The organism is Paenibacillus sp. IHBB 10380, from assembly GCF_000949425.1.
Taxonomy (GTDB): Bacteria; Bacillota; Bacilli; order Paenibacillales; family Paenibacillaceae; genus Paenibacillus_AQ.
Genome location: NZ_CP010976.1, coordinates 4,093,691 through 4,114,052, shown reverse-complemented (window position 1 = coordinate 4,114,052; position 20,362 = coordinate 4,093,691). Strand labels below are relative to the sequence as shown.

Genomic DNA, 20,362 nt, shown 5'->3' with positions numbered 1-20,362 from the left:
TTCCATTTCATTTTCTTCTAGACTTACTTCGTGATTAATAGACGACTTTTGAACAACTTCTTTAAGTATTCGTCCGCTTAGCCATTTGCTGCCATATGGTTCCTGCAGCCTGTTCACCGGATTCAATACGTTCAAGAGCCATTCTGGCCTGTAGACTTACTTCGAATTCTGAATCTCCTACTGCAACCTCAAGAGCTTCTCGGGCATCTTCCGTACCTAAATCATATAGAAAACGGGCAGCGCGCCAGCGAACAAGTTTACTGCTATCCTTGAGTGTCTCGGTCATGTAAGGAGTAGCTACTGGATCACCAATATCTGATAACGTATCACCCGCTGTACGGCGTACACCTGCAGAACTATCTTTAAGTGCTTCGTATAGAAGCTCCATAGCTTCAGGTGTTTTCAAGTCACCAAGATAGACAACGGCTAGACGGCGCATTTGCATTTTGGCATCTCGAAGGGCGGTTTGGATATAAATAATTCGCGCTTCCGTCGGAGTCATTCTATCCATTGCAGCATAACGAATACGCCAATCACTATTCTCAAGAGCTACAGCTAGCTCTTCATCAGAAAGTTCTCCTCGTTTTTCTGTGAATTCTTCGTTACTTGCGCCGTGAGCGATAGCCTGTTGAATGACTTGTTGCAGACGTTCTGGAGGATAGGCAGCTTCTAGTTCCTGTTCTACCTCACGGGCAATTTCCTCTAGTTCTCCATAACGAACCCCGTATTCAGACAATTTACGTTCTTTGATCATGGTAGCTGTAGCAACCTCAGTGATGGCTTCAGTGAATCGCTGAGAGAGGGCAATACGTTCTTCACGCGGACCCGCCTTTACGCGAATCTGCATAGGGATACCACGGAAATACTGTACGAATACATCCGCCTCACCATAGTGTTGTCCTAAATCCTCAGACGATTCAGACAACGCCTGGGTCAGACCTTCCTGTCCAAAGCGCTCTTGCACTTCACCAAGAATAATAGACCAATCCGCACTCCCTTTACGTTCTAGGGCTATGAAATCGGCAGTGTGGAACACACTTTTTATGCCTGGAATATGAAGCATCTCTCTAATCCAAGAGGGAGCTGAGCGTTCATTATTTAAAGTATATGTTTTTCTTATACCTGCCTCTGCCGTTTCATCCAAGTGGAGTTTCATTGAATTGGGGCTTGGTGTCGGTTCTATAAACGTGATCTTCATAAGTATGATCAACCTCCTCTTCTACGTTATTTTACCTCATTTATAAGAAAACCAAAAATAAGGATGTTTTAGCGACTGAAATTCAATAAACGGTATATAGGGATCAATTTAGCCACACTGTGAATGAATGCTATTTGTAGAAAGTGAAAGTCTGTCTTAGTGGTAACTGTCTCATATGCTAAGTTAGTTTTGCTGGGAAAATGGGTTATCTCTAGTAAAACATCCACTTGTGGTAAATACAACCAATAAAAAATGCTGATTTCGGTATATTTACTCGAAATTTGTCGACTATTGATGGAAATTGATGGATAGGATATAATCTCCTATATGATGATATGTTCATGAACAAATACAATTACAGCAAAAAGCACACTATTCGAAAGAATAGGTCGCAAAACTACAGGGGCTACCGCTTGTGTTTACACAGGTTATGCCAGCCAGTTGCCTGTCATCGCAACGCTAATAAATAAGATGACATTGATGGATGGGATTCACCTCATCCTGTAGAGAGAGAGTTTCTTCTGATATGGGAGGGGCTCTCTTACTGCAATGTCATCTTTATCTTGCTTTTACAGTGGTGATTGTTACCTTAAAAGGAGGTAAAAGGTATTAAGGGTTAGGTTCTAATACATTACATAGCCATCAAGAATATATATTACTTAGGAGGAGAAACATGAGAACTAATTTGAAAAAGTGTACAACCCTGTTGCTGACGACAATGTTATGCTTCTCGACTTTATCGGCCACTGCAGGTGCGGCGGGTCGTCCTACAACGATGGCACCAAACGGAATCGTTACAACACCGCATTATTTGGCTTCTGCCGCAGCATTGGAAGTGCTTGAAGAGGGCGGTAACGCTGTAGACGCAGCAATCGCAGCGCAAGCAGCGCTCTCGGTTGTGTATCCTCACTATACAGGACTCGGTGGAGACGCGTTCTGGCTTATTTATAACGCAAAGACAAAAGAAGTAAAAGCATTAAATGCGAGTGGTCGCTCAGGTGAGAAGACGACGATCGATTTCTACAAAAAAAAGGGCTTTGATGTAATCCCTTCTCGCGGCTACTTGGCGGCAAACACAGTTCCAGGAACAGTGTCTGGTTGGGGAGAAGCTTACAAATACGCGAAAAAATCTATGGGTAATTCTATGGATCTGGACAACGTGCTTGAGCGTGCCATTCAGTACGCTGAGAAAGGTTATCCGGTGACACCTAATCAAGAGTCATGGACGAAAAGTGCCATCGACACAAAGGATAAAGAATTGAAAAACTTGCAGCGTTTTGAAACGTTCCGCAAGACGTTCTTGAAGCCTAACGGTGAACCTTACAAAGCAGGCGAAATGCTTGTGCAAAAAGACTTGGCGAACACGCTGAAGACAATTGCAGATAAAGGTACAGACGCATTCTACAAAGGCAACATCGGGAAGAAGATCGCAGCTGATATTCAAGCTAACGGAGGTTCCTTGACGTACAATGACTTTGCTAACCACAAAGCGGATTGGGTAAACCCTATTTCCGTGGATTACCGTGGATACAAAGCATACAACGTACCGCCTAACTCCCAAGGTATGGCATCATTATCTATTTTAAACATTTTAAACAACTTTGATCTGAAGAGCATGGGCGAAGGCACAGCTGACTACTACCATGTTATGGTTGAAGCGACGAAGCAAGCATTTGCTGATCGCGATAAATGGTTGACTGATCCGGAGTTTGTTAAAATTCCAGTTGACCAATTGTTATCCAAAGAGCACGGTAAACAAATGGCTGACCGCATCGACATGAAAAAAGCCGCGGAAGCAGTTAAACCACTTGATCCTAAGGGTGATACTGTATGGTTAGGTATTGTAGATAAAGACGGCAATGCCGTATCCGTCATTCAAAGCCATTACTTTGACTGGGGCGCAGGTGTTGTGGCAAAAGATACAGGGGTTCTGTTACAGAACCGCGGAAGCTTTTTCTCCTTGGATAAGAGCAACATCAACCACTTGGAGCCCAAGAAGCGCACGTTCCATACACTGAACCCTGCAATGCTGCTGAAAGACGGCAAGCCGTATATGCTATACGGTACACAAGGTGGGGAGGGACAACCTCAAACGCAAGCAGCACTTGTAACACGCTTCGTTGATTTTGGCTTCAGTGTGCAGGATGCTATTGAAGCGCCAAGATGGCTGCATGGCCGTAACTGGGGAGATTCTGCTAATGACTTGAAGATGGAAGGACGTATCCCGCAATCCGTTATGGATGAGCTTATCCGTCGTGGTCATCCAGTGAAGAAGATTGACAATTACACGGACCAAGTTGGTCAATCCGGTATGATCGTTATCGAACCGAAAACTAACGTGAAATTCGGTGGCGCTGACCCTCGTGGTGAAGGCGCGTCTATTGGGTATTAATCCTATAAAATAATGAAATCGACAACGGGGATAAAGTTCGGAAATTTCCGGACCTCCCTAGTTGTCTCCTCTAAAATATACGCATATGAGACATCATGACACCCATACACCCTCCGACAACACATGCCGTACAGCTTAAATTAGAGATTTCAATGGATAAGGTGGAGGAATAATAGATGAAAGAACCTGTCGAACAAAGTTCGGCTTCCAAGGCTAAGGATCTGATACGTAATCTGTTTACAGGCAAGTTAAAAAATAAGCTAATCGCTTGGTTTTTGGTCGTTTCGTTTATTCCTTTAATTTCAACTTCCTTGTACGTCTACTACACGGTTTCAACTAAATTGATTGAGAAACAAAATGATTCCTACGTTTCCCTCGTACAGAGTAAAGCCAACACGATGGATATGTTCTTACGGGAACGCATGTCTGAAATACAGCTGCTGGCAACAACGTCAGATATTCGTTCGGACGATAACGAACAAAAGATGAAGTATATACAGTCGTTAAAAAAGACAACAGACAAGTACGACGGCAGCACCTTTATTGGTGCGGACGGCCTTGTGAAAGCTGATACATTTGAAAAAAGCGTAGGTATTGACTTGGGGAGCCGTCCATTTTTCAAAAACGGATTGGAAGGAAAAGTAACGTACACGGATGTTATTCTAGCAAAGACGACGGGCCAACGCTCCATTATTATGGCGGCTCCGGTTATAGGGATTGGTGATCGTGTCAAGGGTGTTCTGACTGGACTCGTAAACTTTGAAGGATTTACGTCTGACATTTTAAAAGATTTGTATATTGATAATGGCGTTGGCTATCCGATTGTTGTGGACAACCAAGGCAAAATTCAGCTTCATCCGAATAAAGAGCTGATCGGCAAAACAGCTGAAGAAGCAAAGTTGACGAATGGCTTAGCTAATATCTTAGCTGGAGATAAAGCGAAATCGACTTCCTATGTATATAATGAAGCAGGGAAAAATTATTCAGTTGCATACGCGCCTGTGCCAACGACAGGTTATAGCCTGTACTTGCACATTCCGGAAGACTCAATTACAGCAGCAGTTTCTTCCATTAAAACTAATGTGACGATAATTGTTCTGCTTGTAAGCTTAGCGGTTATCTTCATTGCAATCTTTATTGCACAACAAATTACGCGGCCAATTGTCGCGGTAGCAAACGCAGCTGAACGTGTATCGAAGGGCGATCTAAGCCAAGAAGCGTTGCAAGTAAAAACGCATGATGAAGTTGGCAAGCTGACAGGAGCCGTCAATACAATGATTACGACTCTGCGCGGCTTCATTCAGCAAGTGAATCGAACGGCCCAAGACGTGGCTACGTCCGCAGAGGAGCTGTCTGCAAACGCAGAGCATACGAGTAAGGCAACCGAGCATATTGCGATGGCGATTCAAGATGTGGCTGACGGAACGGAGAAGCAACTGAAAAACGTTGAAGAGAGCGTACACTCAATTCGGGAGGTAGCAGAGGGCGTACAGCAAATTGCGACTAACGCGCAAAGTGTAGCCAACTCTGCTTTGACAGCATCCGAAAGTGCCGATATCGGCAATCAGGCCATTCAAGTGGTTATGAATCAGATGCAATCTATTCACGTTACGGTAAACTCCATTAACGAAACGATAAAGCGGCTAGGGCAACGATCTGCTGCAATTGATAATATCGTTAAGGTAATGTCTGATATTGCGGGGCAAACGAACTTACTCGCTCTTAATGCAGCGATCGAAGCGGCTCGAGCAGGCGAACATGGACGAGGATTTGCTGTAGTAGCCGGTGAAGTGCGGAAACTGTCTGAGCAATCGGGAGAGTCAACCAAGCAAATTACCGAGCTAATTGTAGCGATTCAAAGTGAAACGACAGTAGCCATCGAATCTATGGAGCAAGGCACACGCGAAGTAGCCGTAGGTATCGATGTTGTTAACCAAGCGGGCGCATCTTTTAATGAAATTATGCAATCGGTACTGCAAGTGACAACTCAAATTCAAGAGGTTACGGCTTACTCGATGCAAATGAATAAGAGCACCGATTACGCTGTCGAGCAAGTAAACTTTATTACGAATGTGGCGGAGAAATCGGCTGAGGGGACGCAAGATGTGTCTGCGGCGACCGAAGAACAGTTGGCTGCGATGGAGCAAGTCAGCTCTTCGGCACAGTCGTTGGCGAAAATGGCGGAAGATCTACAAATGTATTTACGACAATTTAAAGTATAATAAAGGCAAAGAAGCGAAACAGGTACTCTGTAATCGTAAAAGTGATCAGATGATTAAAAAAAGCAGCTCGTTCCTTGTTAGAGGATGAGCTGCTTTTGCTACAGTAATGAGTAAATCCTAGGACACCGCAAGAGAAGCATTAGATCGGATGAAGGCTGAAAGAGAGCGATTAGCGATAGCAGATCATCGTGTACAAGTCCTAAGCTGTGGACAGACTCTAAAGATACATCCTGAGGGAAGAAAGCGGAATTAACTGTAATTCAATGATTACACTTCGAAAAGGCGCGTCATCTATGGTATGATGGGAGAAGTATAATTTGAAAGGACTGGTAATACTTCATGATCAGTACAAGCGGCGTGACACTCCGTTATGGAAAGCGCGCACTTTTTGAAGATGTAAACATAAAATTTAATCCGGGCAATTGTTATGGTCTCATTGGAGCCAATGGTGCAGGTAAGTCAACTTTCCTAAAAATTCTCTCTGGTGAAATTGAGGCTAACTCAGGTGATGTTCACATGACACCGGGTGAACGTATGGCCGTTCTGAAGCAGAACCATTTCGAGTATGATGAATTCCCAGTTTTAGAAGTTGTTATTATGGGACATATTCGTCTATATGAGATTATGAAGGAGAAGGATTCGTTATATGCGAAATCCGACTTCACAGAACAAGACGGACTTCGCGCAGGCGAGTTGGAGGGTGAATTTGCTGAACTGAATGGTTGGGATGCAGAACCCGATGCAGCAGCACTCTTGATTGGTCTAGGTATTCATCGCGAGCTACATGATAAGAAGATGGAAGAGCTTAGTGGTAACGAGAAGGTTCGGGTATTGCTAGCACAAGCGTTGTTCGGACGTCCGAACAACTTGCTACTAGATGAGCCTACCAACCACTTGGACCTTGAATCGATTGGCTGGTTAGAGAATTTCTTAATGGATTATGAAGGCACTGTCATTGTAGTATCTCATGACCGTCACTTCCTGAACAAAGTTTGTACGCATATTGCGGACATTGATTTCGGAAAGATTCAGTTATATGTTGGTAACTATGATTTCTGGTATGAATCTAGCCAGCTTGCTTTGCGTTTAGCACGCGATTCTAACAAGAAGAAGGATGAGAAGATTAAAGAACTTCAAGCCTTTATTCAACGTTTCTCGGCTAATGCATCTAAGTCCAAGCAAGCAACTTCTCGTAAGAAGCAATTAGATAAAATTACGCTGGATGATATTCGTCCATCTAGTCGTAAATATCCTTTCTTACATTTCAAGCCAGAACGTGAAGCGGGTAAACAACTACTTACCATTGACGGGCTTAATAAATCTTTTGATAGCGAAGTTATTCTTGATAACCTGAACTTTGTAGTCAATAAGGGTGATAAGATCGCGTTGGTAGGTCCAAATAGTTTGCCTAAGTCCACTCTATTTGACATTCTTATGGGTGAGCAAGCGGCTGACTCAGGCGAATATACTTGGGGTATCACGACTACCCAAGCTTACTTCCCTATAGACAACTCTAAGTATTTCGATGGCGTAGAGATGAACCTAGTGGATTGGCTGCGTCAGTATTCCCAAGATCAAGATGAAACGTTCCTACGTGGATTCTTAGGACGGATGCTCTTTGCAGGCGAAGAAGCTCTGAAGAAGGCAAGTGTGCTTTCTGGTGGAGAGAAGGTTCGTTGTATGCTAGCCAAGATGATGCTAAACGGTGCCAATGTTCTTATATTCGATGAACCGACGAACCATTTGGATTTGGAGTCCATTACTGCACTTAATAATGGTCTCACGGACTTTGATGGTACGATCTTATTCACATCACATGACCATCAGTTCATTCAAACGATTGCCAATCGGATTATCGAAATTACGCCGAATGGTATCATTGATCGCTCTATGAGTTATGATGAGTACTTGGACAACGAAGAGGTTAAAGCTCTTCGTGAGAAAATGTATCCAGCTGAATAATAGCTATAAGTGCGAGTTCAAAAAGTCGACTATTCAGCACCGAGAAGGTGAGTACAGACCGAAGAAGGAGTAGCGGAGTGTAGGCAAACCTACATGAGCAACGGACTTCAAGGGTTGAACTCAGATTCGATGCCGAATATTCTTCTAGAGTTACTTCGTGATCAATAGATGACTTTTTGAACAACCTCTAACTACTGAATAGATACAAAAGAGGCTATCCCATTAATGGGGAATAGCCTCTTTTTGTTGTGTTATGAACTGTTGGAATTACACGCCTGTACGGCGACGTTGATTATTTGGTTTTTTGTTGTTTTGAGATTTTAGAGTTTTAGCAGAGTCAGGTTGAAATCCACCATTTCTACCTGTAAAGGATTGCTGTTTCTTCTGTTCTAATTTTTGGCGTATGGCGTCAGCCAAATTAACTTTTTTTACTTCATTGTTTTTTTCGGTCATAAGTAAGACCCTCCCTTCGGGGTTCTGTCCTCATTCTAAACGTTTTTAAATAACCCTACAAGGGGGCATCGTGGCAATTTCTTCGTTACTTTATGGAACGCTGTTCCTATGGACCCACTAAGGATACGTTTGTTAGGATAAGGTAATGATGTAATTAGGAATCTTCTGAATAGAAGGGTGGCATAAACAATGGCGGATGTATATGAAGAGATACGCAAAGGAGAGCGTGGGGCTTGGGTTAGCATTGTAGCCTATTTATTATTATCTGCGCTTAAATTGGTGAGTGGTTATCTATTTGCTTCAAGTGCGTTATTGGCCGATGGTTTTAACAACTTAACAGATATCGTAGCTTCTGTAGCTGTATTGATCGGTTTGCGTATTTCCCAAAAGCCGCCCGATTCAGATCATGCTTATGGCCACTTCCGTGCGGAGACGGTTGCAGCACTAATTGCTTCATTTATTATGGCAATGGTCGGGATACAAATTATAGTGGAGACCACGCGTACACTGTTTAATGGGAGCAAATCAGAACCCCCTAATCTATGGTCCGCAGGTGTAGCCATCATTTGTGCAATAGGAATGTTAGGCGTATATGCATTTAATCGTAAACTAGCTAATCAAATTAATAATAAAGCACTCATGGCGGCAGCCAAAGATAACTTGTCAGATTCTCTTGTTAGTATAGGAGCAGCTGTTGGAATTATTGGGGCTCAATTCGGACTACCATGGCTTGATATTGTAGCTGCCTTTGCCGTAGGTATCATTATTTGTAAGACGGCTTGGGATATTTTTAAGGATTCTACTTACAGCTTAACGGACGGTTTTGATCAGAGTCAATTAATGGACTTGCGTAGTACAATTTCTCGAATACCTGGCGTTGAGGGAATTAAGGATGTTAAAGCAAGAGTTCATGGTAATTATGTGTTAGTTGACGTCGTCATTGATGTAGATGCGAATTTAACAATTATAGAAGGACATCAGATTTGTGATGATATCGAAGAGCTAATGAAGAAAGACTACAACATTATGCAGGTTCAGGTTCACATTGAACCGAAGAATGAAACGTTGATGGCCGTTGAAAGACAGTGAGAGAGAAGACTGTCTTTCTTTTTTTGCCAAAAAAAGAACTGGAATAAATCCCAATTCTTTTAAGGTATGTGAATTCATGAATTAGTCTACGAGAATCCATGATGTTCCAAGCCATGTGTAAACTTCGACCCAAGTTCCTGCAACAATGCCGGTTACTTTATTTCCTGTTGTGCTTATTATTTGTGCTGAAAGTGCGCCCACTCGTTTGCCATTAGGGGCGTTGTAAAAGAAAGTTGTTTTTAGCAATTGAACAGGTTCTTTAGGGAAAGTTACAACGTCCTCAGAAGTAATGATTGGTGTACTGATGATTAAATTAGTGTCTTTATCGTTTACTGTTGTAGACACTCCATTTGCTGTAGTTGTAGTAGTCGTTCCCGTAGTCGTTGTTGTTTCTGCGGCAAATGCGCTTGTCGCCATGGAAGCCATGATACCGAATGCTGCTGTTACTGTGATTATTTTTTTCATATTATTACTCCTCCTCAAATCTATGTAGTACTGCTTGCTGTACAGTATAGTAATAAACTCAAAATGGGAAATTGAACCAACTTAACAAAGACTTTATTTTTAATGACACGACAATATCTTGTTTTTACCGTATAATTTGAAGATAGGATGTTGAATATATACGATTTATGTCGGAAGGAGACTGATGATTTGCGTGTGATTAGACGTATTATTCTCATAATGTTCATACTCATAGTAATACTAATAGCTGGAGCTATATGGTACATTTCACCAGATAAAGAATTAGATCTGAATTATGACACTATTGACCTGAAAGAAAAGATCATGGAAATGCTTTCTAATCATACACCAGAGATTGAATTAAGCCGGGACGAGCTCAATAATCTTGCTAAGAAAAAGTTGATCGAATATGTAGGCGAACATAAACAATCTGTAGATATAACCGGGGCCAACTTTGATTTCAATGGACAGGAAGTGGCGGCGACATTGAATGGAAAATGGGGGTTGATTCCTTTTGGAGCAACAATAACCTTTCATATGGAGCCTGAAGGGAATGAACTAATTCTATATTATCGTTCAACGACCATCAGAAAGATCAAAATTCCGGACGCATGTATACCTATGTCATTATCGCCTATTCACATAGCTCTTAAAGATCATTTACCTAATCTAGTGGAGGTTGATAAGCTCAAGTTTAGAACGGATGGCATACTTCTTTCTTTCAAAATAGATTGGTCGTTGATTCCCTCACTACTGCTAGATAAAAAATGGTTAGATAATAAATAAGACGAAGAAAAGACGAAACCCCAAGTGCCTCATACTTTCTAGGCAATTAGGGTTTCGTCTACTTCTAACCTTTTTGTTATCTCTCTAATGTACATAATAATGATTCATTCTTGCTGAAGTTATGGGGTTCTAGAACGACCTGTAAAGAGCGAGATGATAAACAGAACGATGAATATGAAGAAGAGAATTTTCGCGATAGATGTCGCTGCCGCAACGATGCTGAAGAAACCAAAGATTCCTGCGATGACAGCAACGATTAAAAGTATAACAGACCATTTCAACATAATTGTTCACCTTACTTTCTTTAATTTGTGATGATGTGTAAAGGATATTTTATCCCATACTTTCATAAGCATAGGGGGAGAAGAGTTAAAGAAGATTATATGACGTTGCTCCCTTGTAGTTGCTAATTAACCGAGTACCCAAAAGATGAAACATTCTGTCATTGTTCACTATATGGAGACAACTTTCCCTTGGAGTAACGGTTGTTTCGCCCCTATAATGAAAGGGTACTAACTGACAACAAACATTATGAAATTTGAAGGAGAGATAAGAATGATTGAAATTAGTGTTGCTCTTATAGCAGTTGCGTTTGCAGTACTCGTTATTTTCTTAATTAAGACATTACGAGCGGCTACTCAGTCGCTAGACAAAACAACCCAAACGTTACAAGAGGTACAGAAAACGATTGATGAACTGAGCTATGAGGTTAAACAAACGATAAGACACGCTAATGATATTACAGTCGATGTTCAAGCCAAGATGAAACAAATTGATCCTGTAATGGATTCTGTACAGAATATTGGTGAAGTGCTAAGTGAGGTAACTTTAGCTGCAAAACAAGTATCCACGACACTCATAGATAAAATGAAGAGTAATAAGCGCCATGTATCTGCTCCACAACCATCACACGAGTCTGCTGCAAGTTCAGCTGAACAACGTACAGTTCAATCTTATGCTACGGTCAATAATAGTACAGGGGCAACTAAGCCTGCTCCGAGCTGGGTTAAATATGTTGATGTGGCCGCTGAAGTATGGAAGAAGTTCCGACATTAAAACGAATTTAGCCGTTGAAGTCTGCTCACCACGAGTTTGCAGAAAGGGTGAGAATCATGTTGAAGGTTATTGTGCTTATGTTAGGTATACTACCCCTCGTGTCTGGTTCACCTGTAGAGTCTGTTCTTGTTAGCGAAGTAGCTTCCCCAACAATTAATCATGCCACATGGAATGTATCTCCAACCATTACAGACTCTATGATCCCCGAATCATTGGATACCTTTGATAAGATGAATGGAATCTCACTTTGGGATGAAGAGGAAGATGTGATCTCTAAGAAGGGGGAACCCTTAGAAGTCACTTATATTTCAATGTTGGATTGTGACGAATACCGATATGCTGATTCCACCATAGGGATTTGCCATGGCATTGTAGATTATGTACATATCAATTCTTCTGCAGGAATGATGGAAGTTAACGGACAGGTAATAGAGCTTAGTCATAATCGAATCCGTGAAGCATTGGGAGAACCCCAATTTAATGCAGAGGATGGATATGGATATAGTAGAGGTACAAGTGCAATTAAAGTGTATAAGGATCCTATTTCGGAAACAATAGAAGGTGTAGATTTTTTCGATGAATCTGCTTTTTAACTTGATTTTACGATTCAATTGGAAGCGTAGCGGTTAATAGAATAATAACAAATTAAAGGAGAGTGAAACTATGGATTCAACAAATTTACAATCGTATGCAAAAGTCGTTGAGAATGGTGTTCAGGCTGTTCAAGAAGTTAAGCAATTACAAACTGCTGGATATATCTATGAAAATATTTATGTTCTTGCGCACGATAAAGATCGTACAGATCGTATTGCTGATACTGCAAATGCAGATGAGATTGGGATTAAAGAAGAAGGAGTTTTCGATTCCATAGCCAATTTGTTTCGTTCACGGGGAGATGAGCTTCGTGCTAAGATTACCTCATTAGGATTTACCGATGCGGAAGCGGATTTCTACGAGAAAGAATTAGATCTTGGTAAAGTGCTTGTTATTGCCAAGAGATCATAGTTTTTCTCAGGTGATTTATTACTTATAGTGTGTACTATGATCACGATTTAAAGACATAGATGAGGGATGGAATTTATTCCATTCCTCATCTGTATTTTTGGATTGTAGGGGTATAAGTTTACCGTAACCAAGTCTTATAGATTCTAGTCCATTTTATATAATATGCTTAATCGTTAGTGTTATCGTTTATTAATGTAATTATGAAACCTAAGGAGCGGCTTATGAAAATATTAATTGTGGACGACAATCCTACGAATGTCATTATAATTCGGGAAATTCTCAAAAAAGAAAACTATCGAAATACAGATAAGGCCGCATCTGCAAGAGAGATGTTTGAAATATTAGGAATCGGTAATCATCCAGGTGACGTTGTGACCAAAAAGGTAGACATCGATTTAATTCTTTTGGATATGATGATGCCTGAAATGGACGGGATTGAAGCGTGCCGAATTATTCAGGAATATGACCATCTTAAAGATATTCCCGTTATTATGGTAACGGCAGTAGGGGATTCCAAGAAGTTAGCTGAAGCCTTAGATAGTGGAGCTACAGACTATGTAACCAAGCCTATTAACAAAGTGGAAATTATGGCTAGAATTCGGCTAGCGCTACGATTAAAGAAAGAGAACGATTGGCATAAAGAAAGAGATCAGCGGATTCAGGAAGAGCTTAGGTTGGCAGCTTTGGTTCAGAATGCTGTTCTAACCTCTCCTTTAGAAGAGGATCTCTTTGAAGTTCATGCCCTCTATCAGCCTGCTTCGGAATTAGCTGGAGATTTATATGCTTGGTATCCTCTAGGGGATGGTCGTTACGGTATTATTTTGCTTGATATGATGGGACATGGTATTTCTTCTTCATTATTTTGTATGTTCATTGCCTCTGTATTGAAAGATACCGTAACAACACATGTGGAACCGGAGAAGGTTATTCAAGAATTGAACAGAAGATTCAATCAGCTATATATTGAGAATGAACTGGTGCAATATTACTTTACAGCGATATATTTAGTAGTCGATACACGAATGAAGCGTATTGATTATGTAAATGCGGGGCATCCTCCAGCACTCTTTTTTCAAGGGAATGGGCGGATTATTCTGTTGGATGAAGTGTGTTGTCCTGTAGGGTTGTTCGATAAAATCGAGATGAAGCCGCAGTCCATATATTATGAAGATGAAGGGCATATTGTGCTATATACAGATGGATTGATGGAGATTGTTGAAGGAGAGCATGACGCGCAAATGGATTTCCTGATCGGACATTTAGAGGGCCACCATGAGTGGAACGAAGAATTAATGAGGCAGGCATTTTTTAATAGTGAATTGCAGCAGGAAAGAGATGATGACAAATGCTTGGTGTGGATAACGTTGAAAGAAGGAGAAACGCCGGAATGAAAATAAAGACAAAGTTACTGATCGGGTTCAGTACACTCATGCTCATTATGATTGTATTGACTATGATTGGTTACGATCGTTTAAGTTATATGAACGAACAGTTAGATCAAGTGTATCAAGAAAGATATGTCAAAGTACGCAATACAAGTGGCATGCGAGGTGAAGTCAATACCTCTTCCCGTATGTTAATGGATATGCTTCTTACAGATACGAATTCATCAATTGATAATAGTAAGGACAGACAAGAATTAGAGAGCACGATCACTCGAGCGAATCAATATATGAATCAGCTTATGGAGAGTGGGGACACGACTGAGGAGAAGCAGGTGCTGAATCGTGTTCAGGAAGCTTGGAGTGAATTTGAGGAATACGAACAAGTCGAAATAGAGCTATTAACAACAGGAAATTTAGAAGAAGCCCTTGCGTATCGGAATCAAACAGGGCTAGCTGTTCAAATAAAGGCACTCGATAGCTTGAATGAGCTAGCTACCTATCAGGATTTACGGATTGATCAGGAAATGAAGGATATCAAGGCAGCATATACAAGCACCATTCAAATGACGACAGCCATTATGGTTGTGGGACTTCTACTTGGATTAGGTATCATTATGTGGATAATTCCAAGTATTACCAAAGGTCTTAACGTCATTAACATGATGATTAGTAGCTTCGGTAAAGGTAAGATAAAGACCATTCGACGGATTAATATCACCTCGAAGGATGAGATTGGTGAGGTTGCACACGTATTTAAAGAAATGGCAGAGGATATTGAGAAAAAGCAACAATTAGAGATGAAATATCTACAGAGTCAGAAGGATCAGAACTGGCTCAGTTCTCATACAAGTCAAGTGACGGAGTTATTGCGTGGTGTTCAGTCGTTAAAACAATTATCTCAAACGTTTATTAGTGAATTTACTCCTGTATTAGGAGCGCATTACGGTGCCGTCTATATTCAAGGTGATCCTAATCATCCCAATCGTCTATCCGTTTATGGAACATATGCGAGTTCAGGTGACGTACTCGCCAAAGAAGTTGTTGAAATTGGGGAAGGGTTGATCGGACAAAGTGCCATGGATAAGAAGGCCATTTATATTAATAAAGTGCCTGAAGATTACCTGTCTATTCAATCAGGACTTGGAAGCTCCTCACCTGTAAGTCTACTAGTTTATCCTATTTTGTTCGAGAATGAACTCTTAGGTGTAGTGGAGCTTGCTTCATTCACATCATTTACACCATTGCAACGCGAACTAATTTCGCAGTTAACCTCTAATCTAGGCATTGTGATCAATAATGTTAGTCGTCGATTACGTGTAGAAGAATTGTTACGTGAATCACAGGCATTGACAGAGGAGCTACAATGTCAATCTGAAGAGCTTCAGACACAACAAGGAGAGCTACGCAGATCTAATGACAATTTGGAGGAACAGACAAGCGCGCTTAGAAGATCTGAAGTTCTTTTGCAAAGACAACAAGAGGAACTGGAACAATTTAATACGGAACTGATTGCTAAGACTCGGACGATGGAAGACCAAGTTCAGCAATTAGAAGAGAAGAATTATGAAATTGAGAAAACAAGTACACAATTAGAACAACAAGCGATTCAGCTATCTATTACAGCGAAGTATAAATCGGAATTTTTGGCCAATATGTCGCATGAATTGCGTACACCGCTTAATAGTCTTCTTATCTTGTCTCAGCTATTGTCTGAAAATAAGGGTGGCAATCTAAATGCTAAGCAAGTGGAATATGCGCATACGATTTATATGTCGGGAGCAGATTTACTTAAGATGATTGATGAAATTCTTGATTTGTCCAAAGTTGATGCAGGGAAGATGGATATTAATCGAGAGGTTATTCGTTTGAAAGATCTCGATAACTTCGTGAAGCAGAATTTCATGCCATTAGCAGATCAGAAACAGCTATCTCTCAACATAAAGTATGGCGATTATTTACCTGATGAAGTGGTGACGGATGGGCACAGATTGAAGCAAATTCTTCGGAACTTACTCAGCAATGCTTTTAAATTTACGAATGCGGGTTCCATTAGTTTTGGGATAAATTTAGCTAATTCGAATGAACTTCCTGGGCATCTGAAGAAAGACCAAGAATATATTGCATTATCTGTTAAAGATTCAGGGATAGGCATACCTATCGACAAAAGAGATATTATATTCGAAGCATTCCAGCAGGTGGATGGAACGACAAGTCGCAAATATGGCGGTACGGGGCTTGGTCTTTCTATCAGTAGAGAATTGTCTCATCTGCTTGGCGGATACATTGATCTGCAATCCTCTGAAGGTGAAGGTAGCTGCTTCACATTGTACATACCAGTGAATTCTCCGAATGAAGTATTAACTGAAGCAGAAGTAGCTGCTGCAACAAGTTCAGAATCCATGATGAGTAGAGTAAGCTTCGTAGATTCAAGTTATGTAGGCAATGTCAATAATAGCATCATGGACCATTCAGAGGAGCCGCTTGAGGATGATCGTCATTCCCTTCAAGAGAACGACAAAACGTTGCTCATTATTGAGGATGACGTGAAATTTGCAGCCATACTTCTTGATATGGCGAGAACTCGAGGCTTTAAAGCATTGGTAGCAACAAAGGGTGATGTAGGGTTGTCCATGGCTCAGACTTATTTGCCGAGTGCCATTATTCTGGATATTCAATTACCTGTTATGGATGGATGGGCCATTCTTAATGAATTGAAGAATTCAGCGTTAACACGTCATATTCCAGTTCATATCGTATCGGTCATCGATGAAGTGAAGCAAGGCTTGATGATGGGGGCCATTGCCTATCTCAAGAAGCCTTCATCCAAAGGTGCGCTTGATGAAGCTTTCTCGCATATTGAATCGTATACAGATAATTCATTAAAGCACTTACTTATTGTAGAAGATGATGAAATTCAGCGTAATGCTATTATAGAGTTTATCAATCATGACGATGTATCGATTACGGCAGCATCATCGGGTAAAGAAGCATTGATGCTTCTTCGCAATCAAAGATATGATTGTATGGTACTCGATTTAATGCTATCGGATATGACTGGATTTGAATTGCTTGATCAGATTCGAGATGATGAGAATTTATCTGATTTACCTATTATTATATATACGGGCAAGGACCTTGATCCTAAGGAAGAGATGAAACTTCGTAAATATGCCGAGTCCATTATCATTAAAGATGTTAAATCTCCAGAACGTCTTCTAGATGAGACGACGTTGTTTCTTCACAGAGTAGAGGCTAACTTACCAGATGAAAAAAGGGAGATATTGCAAAGACTTCATAATAAGGAAGAGCTTTTTGATAACAAAAAGATATTGCTCGTGGATGATGATATACGTAATGTCTTTGCTCTCTCTAGTGTGCTAGAAAGTTACGGTATGGAAGTGATATTTGCGGAGAATGGAAGAGAAGCGATAGATATCCTAGAGGATCGCAAAGATTTCGACATCGTTCTTATGGATATGATGATGCCTGAAATGGATGGATACGAAGCTATGACGCTGATCAGGCAGAATCCTGAGTATTGTAAAATACCCATTATTGCACTAACAGCGAAGGCTATGAAAGAGGATCGATCCAAGTGTATTGAGGCTGGAGCTTCAGATTATGTAAAAAAACCGATACAAACAGAACAACTTCTTTCACTAATGAGGGTATGGTTGTATTCGTAACCGTTGTTTTTGGTTAATGAATAGTAGTTAGTTCACATTAGCCGTAAAGAGGAAGCAGGGAAAGACAATGACTTCGATGGATGATGCCGAGTATGAAGAAAAGGTAATAAAAACAGTAGATGTAGAACGTGAAAATATTGAACTTGAGCTTTTATTACAAGGGATGCATCGATTCTATGGTCACGATTTCCAAAACTATGCCATTCCTTCGCTTAAGCGAAGGATCTGGCATTTCATACATGCCAATCAATTAACTACTATATCTTCATTGCAAGAAAGGGTACTGCATGATCGTGCAATTTTTGATCGTTTGGTCCATAGCTTATCTATCCCTGTTACGGAAATGTTTAGGGACCCTGAACTATTCTTGGCTTTTCGGAAACATGTCGTTCCTATACTGCGGACTTACCCATATATTCGTATCTGGCATGCAGGATGTTCCACTGGGGAGGAAGTGTACTCCATGGCGATCCTGCTTCATGAGGAAGGGCTATATGATAAGGCTCGGATCTATGCAACAGATATGAACAGCCAATCTCTAAAGCAAGCCAAAGAAGGGATATTTGGAATTGAGAAGATGAAGTTATACACCAAAAATTACATTGAAGCGGGTGGAACATCCTCATTCTCAGAGTACTATACAGCCAAGTATAATTCGATTAAGTTCCACCCGTTTTTACAAAAAAATATGATTTTTGCAGAACACAATTTGGCGACAGATCGTTCATTTAATGAATTTAATGTTATTCTCTGTCGCAATGTCATGATTTACTTCAACGATATCCTTCGGGATCATGTTCATGGACTATTTCATGAGAGTTTAAGTCGTTTCGGTATTCTAGTGCTAGGTTCGAAGGAATCCATTCAATTTACGAAATACGGAAATTCTTATGAAATAATAGATAAGACAGAAAAAATATATCGTAAAATGAATTGACGAGGGGCGAGGAATATATGGGGGTTCAAGAACCGATTCATATACTGCTAGTAGATGATCGACCAGAGAATTTACTAGCACTAGAAGCTGTACTCGAAAGTGAACAGTATAATCTTATTAAGGCTAATTCAGGAGAAGAAGCTTTGAGATGTCTCTTGAAGAACGAAATTGCTGTGATTATATTGGATGTACAGATGCCTGGTATGGACGGGTTTGAAACTGCTAAATTAATTAAGGCAAGAGACAAGACAAAAGAGATTCCTATTATATTTATTTCTGCGAATAGTAAGGAAGCCGAGCATCTCTTTGCTGGTTATTCCGCTGGAGCAATTGACTATATGGTTAAACCATTTGTTCCACAAATCCTAAAATCTAAAATTGAAGGATTCGTGGCAATGTATTTAACGAACAAGAAACACAAGTCGCAATCCATGTTACTTCAACAAAAAACGCAGGAATTAGAGAAAATGAATCAAGAACTCATGGAGGCTAAAGAAGCGGCAGAAATTGCCATGAATGCCAAAACCGAGTTTCTAGCGATGATGAGCCATGAGATTCGCACACCGATGAATGGGGTTATCGGAATGATTGATCTCTTGATGGAAACAGATTTACAAGAGGATCAAAAAGAGTACAGTGAAATTGTTCGTAAAAGTGCGGATGCACTTGTGACAGTCATTAACGACATATTAGACTTTACCAAGTTAGAATCTGGAAAAATGGAGCTAGAAGAACATCCATTTGACGTACAGGCATGCATAGAGGAAGTATTCGGTTTGTTCACGATGGAGGCTGGAAAAAAGAATATTGAACTGGTGTATTTCATTGATGAACAAATTCCTCATATTCTCTATGGTGATATGACAAGACTCCGACAGGTATTAATTAATTTAATTGCCAACGCTGTTAAGTTTACGAATCAGGGTGGGGTTTATTTAGTAGTATCTGAGCAACATGCTGAGGGACAGTATTCTCTGGAGTTTACGATTAAGGACACGGGGATCGGTATATCCCCTGACAAAGTAGACCGCCTATTTAAACCTTTCTCCCAACTCGATTCTTCCATGACACGTAAATACGGTGGAACAGGGTTGGGTCTTGCTATATGTAAAGCTATGGTTGAGATCATGGGTGGAGAAATTCGTGCCGAGTCGATGGAGGAAAAAGGAGCTACGTTTGTGTTTAATGTCATGGTTCGTCCGCCGAATGAAAAAGAGCACGAAGCTTGTTTTGAACATGATATAATCCTTCATCCAACACAAAAGGGAAACTTAGAGGCTAATGTATTGGTAGTAGAAGACCACCCGATTAATCAGAAGCTGATGGTTAGCATGTTAAATAAAATGGGGTTAACGGTTGATCTAGCAGAAGATGGTAAACGAGCTATGGATATGTTTAATGAGCATAAAGGCTATGATTTCATATTTATGGATTTACAAATGCCTGTCATGGATGGATTAGAGGCGACAGCTAAAATTAGAGAGTCTGCGGTAACGGAAGAAAAGCCGATTATTATTGCTATGACAGCCAACGTAATGGAAGGAATTGAAGAGCGATGCCTTGCATCTGGAATGAATCATTATATTAGTAAACCTATCAAAATGAGTAACGTACAGCATATATTATCTTTGTATACGAATCCTAACCAAGAGCATTTATCGGAACCGCGCATGAATCACGGTTGATGATCACTGTTGAAAAATTAGAATGTTAGTGTTTCAATGAT

Annotated in this window: 16 protein-coding genes, 1 pseudogene and 1 riboswitch; of the genes and pseudogenes, 13 read left to right on the top strand and 4 right to left on the bottom strand. The window is 40.6% G+C overall.

Annotated elements, in window-relative coordinates; translation table 11 throughout:
- Window positions 1–61: 61 nt before the first annotated feature.
- Entirely contained in the window at window positions 62–1,198 is a 1,137-nt protein-coding gene (locus UB51_RS18695) for a virulence factor (RefSeq protein ID WP_044878593.1), read from the bottom strand.
- Window positions 1,199–1,554: 356 nt separating this feature from the next.
- A riboswitch (cyclic di-GMP riboswitch) is annotated at window positions 1,555–1,647 on the top strand.
- A 224-nt stretch (window positions 1,648–1,871) separates the two neighbouring features.
- Here UB51_RS18695 and ggt point away from each other — a divergent pair.
- The 4 genes and pseudogenes from ggt (at window position 1,872) to UB51_RS18680 (ending at window position 7,774) form a co-directional block, all read left to right on the top strand.
- Window positions 1,872–3,590, top strand: a complete 1,719-nt coding sequence (gene ggt, locus UB51_RS18690) for a gamma-glutamyltransferase (protein WP_044878592.1) — start codon at window positions 1,872–1,874, stop codon at window positions 3,588–3,590.
- A 176-nt stretch (window positions 3,591–3,766) separates the two neighbouring features.
- Window positions 3,767–5,812, top strand: a complete 2,046-nt coding sequence (locus UB51_RS18685; RefSeq protein WP_082063192.1) for a methyl-accepting chemotaxis protein — start codon at window positions 3,767–3,769, stop codon at window positions 5,810–5,812.
- 121 nt (window positions 5,813–5,933) lie between these two features.
- Window positions 5,934–6,065, top strand: a pseudogene (locus UB51_RS29800) (MBL fold metallo-hydrolase); the annotation flags it as partial.
- 86 nt (window positions 6,066–6,151) lie between these two features.
- Window positions 6,152–7,774 carry an ABC-F family ATP-binding cassette domain-containing protein gene (locus tag UB51_RS18680; protein ID WP_044878591.1) on the top strand — a complete coding sequence of 541 codons (1,623 nt, stop codon included), beginning with the start codon at window positions 6,152–6,154 and terminating at the stop codon, window positions 7,772–7,774.
- 267 nt (window positions 7,775–8,041) lie between these two features.
- Here UB51_RS18680 and UB51_RS18675 read toward each other — a convergent pair whose 3' ends face one another.
- Entirely contained in the window at window positions 8,042–8,227 is a 186-nt protein-coding gene (locus UB51_RS18675; protein ID WP_044878590.1) for a hypothetical protein, read from the bottom strand.
- Window positions 8,228–8,416: 189 nt separating this feature from the next.
- Between UB51_RS18675 and UB51_RS18670 the strand changes: the two genes are divergently transcribed.
- Window positions 8,417–9,316 carry a cation diffusion facilitator family transporter gene (locus tag UB51_RS18670; RefSeq protein WP_044878589.1) on the top strand — a complete coding sequence of 300 codons (900 nt, stop codon included), beginning with the start codon at window positions 8,417–8,419 and terminating at the stop codon, window positions 9,314–9,316.
- Window positions 9,317–9,397: 81 nt separating this feature from the next.
- Here the strand turns inward: UB51_RS18670 and UB51_RS18665 are convergent, their stop codons facing one another.
- Window positions 9,398–9,781 (bottom strand): hypothetical protein, encoded by a 384-nt coding sequence (locus UB51_RS18665; protein WP_044878588.1) that lies wholly within the window; start codon window positions 9,779–9,781, stop codon window positions 9,398–9,400.
- 189 nt (window positions 9,782–9,970) lie between these two features.
- Between UB51_RS18665 and UB51_RS18660 the strand changes: the two genes are divergently transcribed.
- Window positions 9,971–10,567 carry a hypothetical protein gene (locus tag UB51_RS18660; RefSeq protein ID WP_052676003.1) on the top strand — a complete coding sequence of 199 codons (597 nt, stop codon included), beginning with the start codon at window positions 9,971–9,973 and terminating at the stop codon, window positions 10,565–10,567.
- A 119-nt stretch (window positions 10,568–10,686) separates the two neighbouring features.
- Here the strand turns inward: UB51_RS18660 and UB51_RS27310 are convergent, their stop codons facing one another.
- Window positions 10,687–10,851 (bottom strand): DUF1328 domain-containing protein, encoded by a 165-nt coding sequence (locus tag UB51_RS27310; RefSeq protein ID WP_044878586.1) that lies wholly within the window; start codon window positions 10,849–10,851, stop codon window positions 10,687–10,689.
- 271 nt (window positions 10,852–11,122) lie between these two features.
- Between UB51_RS27310 and UB51_RS18650 the strand changes: the two genes are divergently transcribed.
- The 7 genes from UB51_RS18650 (at window position 11,123) to UB51_RS18620 (ending at window position 20,321) form a co-directional block, all read left to right on the top strand.
- A complete protein-coding gene (locus UB51_RS18650; protein WP_044878585.1) occupies window positions 11,123–11,623 on the top strand; it encodes a DUF948 domain-containing protein in 501 nt (166 codons plus the stop codon).
- A 56-nt stretch (window positions 11,624–11,679) separates the two neighbouring features.
- A complete protein-coding gene (locus UB51_RS18645) occupies window positions 11,680–12,216 on the top strand; it encodes a hypothetical protein (protein ID WP_052676002.1) in 537 nt (178 codons plus the stop codon).
- A 70-nt stretch (window positions 12,217–12,286) separates the two neighbouring features.
- Entirely contained in the window at window positions 12,287–12,628 is a 342-nt protein-coding gene (locus UB51_RS18640; protein WP_044878584.1) for a YflT domain-containing protein, read from the top strand.
- A gap of 221 nt (window positions 12,629–12,849) precedes the next feature.
- On the top strand, window positions 12,850–14,019 hold the full coding sequence (locus UB51_RS18635) for a PP2C family protein-serine/threonine phosphatase (protein WP_044878583.1): 1,170 nt from the start codon (window positions 12,850–12,852) through the stop codon (window positions 14,017–14,019).
- Window positions 14,016–17,699 carry a response regulator gene (locus UB51_RS18630; RefSeq protein ID WP_044878582.1) on the top strand — a complete coding sequence of 1,228 codons (3,684 nt, stop codon included), beginning with the start codon at window positions 14,016–14,018 and terminating at the stop codon, window positions 17,697–17,699. Before UB51_RS18635 ends, UB51_RS18630 begins: the two co-directional genes overlap by 4 nt.
- A gap of 67 nt (window positions 17,700–17,766) precedes the next feature.
- Complete coding sequence (locus tag UB51_RS18625) at window positions 17,767–18,636, top strand: CheR family methyltransferase (protein ID WP_044878581.1); 870 nt, start codon at window positions 17,767–17,769, stop codon at window positions 18,634–18,636.
- 17 nt (window positions 18,637–18,653) lie between these two features.
- Complete coding sequence (locus UB51_RS18620; protein WP_044878580.1) at window positions 18,654–20,321, top strand: response regulator; 1,668 nt, start codon at window positions 18,654–18,656, stop codon at window positions 20,319–20,321.
- Window positions 20,322–20,362: the final 41 nt, after the last annotated feature.

Coding starts and splice junctions, on each gene's coding strand:
- UB51_RS18670 (WP_044878589.1), top strand. CDS start 8,417: ATGGCGGATGTATATGAAGAGATACGCAAAGGAGAGCGTGGGGCTTGG.
- UB51_RS18695 (WP_044878593.1), bottom strand. CDS start 1,198: ATGAAGATCACGTTTATAGAACCGACACCAAGCCCCAATTCAATGAAA.
- UB51_RS18665 (WP_044878588.1), bottom strand. CDS start 9,781: ATGAAAAAAATAATCACAGTAACAGCAGCATTCGGTATCATGGCTTCC.
- UB51_RS27310 (WP_044878586.1), bottom strand. CDS start 10,851: ATGTTGAAATGGTCTGTTATACTTTTAATCGTTGCTGTCATCGCAGGA.
- ggt (WP_044878592.1), top strand. CDS start 1,872: ATGAGAACTAATTTGAAAAAGTGTACAACCCTGTTGCTGACGACAATG.
- UB51_RS18675 (WP_044878590.1), bottom strand. CDS start 8,227: ATGACCGAAAAAAACAATGAAGTAAAAAAAGTTAATTTGGCTGACGCC.
- UB51_RS18640 (WP_044878584.1), top strand. CDS start 12,287: ATGGATTCAACAAATTTACAATCGTATGCAAAAGTCGTTGAGAATGGT.
- UB51_RS18635 (WP_044878583.1), top strand. CDS start 12,850: ATGAAAATATTAATTGTGGACGACAATCCTACGAATGTCATTATAATT.
- UB51_RS18650 (WP_044878585.1), top strand. CDS start 11,123: ATGATTGAAATTAGTGTTGCTCTTATAGCAGTTGCGTTTGCAGTACTC.
- UB51_RS18685 (WP_082063192.1), top strand. CDS start 3,767: ATGAAAGAACCTGTCGAACAAAGTTCGGCTTCCAAGGCTAAGGATCTG.
- UB51_RS18625 (WP_044878581.1), top strand. CDS start 17,767: ATGACTTCGATGGATGATGCCGAGTATGAAGAAAAGGTAATAAAAACA.
- UB51_RS18645 (WP_052676002.1), top strand. CDS start 11,680: ATGTTGAAGGTTATTGTGCTTATGTTAGGTATACTACCCCTCGTGTCT.
- UB51_RS18630 (WP_044878582.1), top strand. CDS start 14,016: ATGAAAATAAAGACAAAGTTACTGATCGGGTTCAGTACACTCATGCTC.
- UB51_RS18620 (WP_044878580.1), top strand. CDS start 18,654: ATGGGGGTTCAAGAACCGATTCATATACTGCTAGTAGATGATCGACCA.
- UB51_RS18680 (WP_044878591.1), top strand. CDS start 6,152: ATGATCAGTACAAGCGGCGTGACACTCCGTTATGGAAAGCGCGCACTT.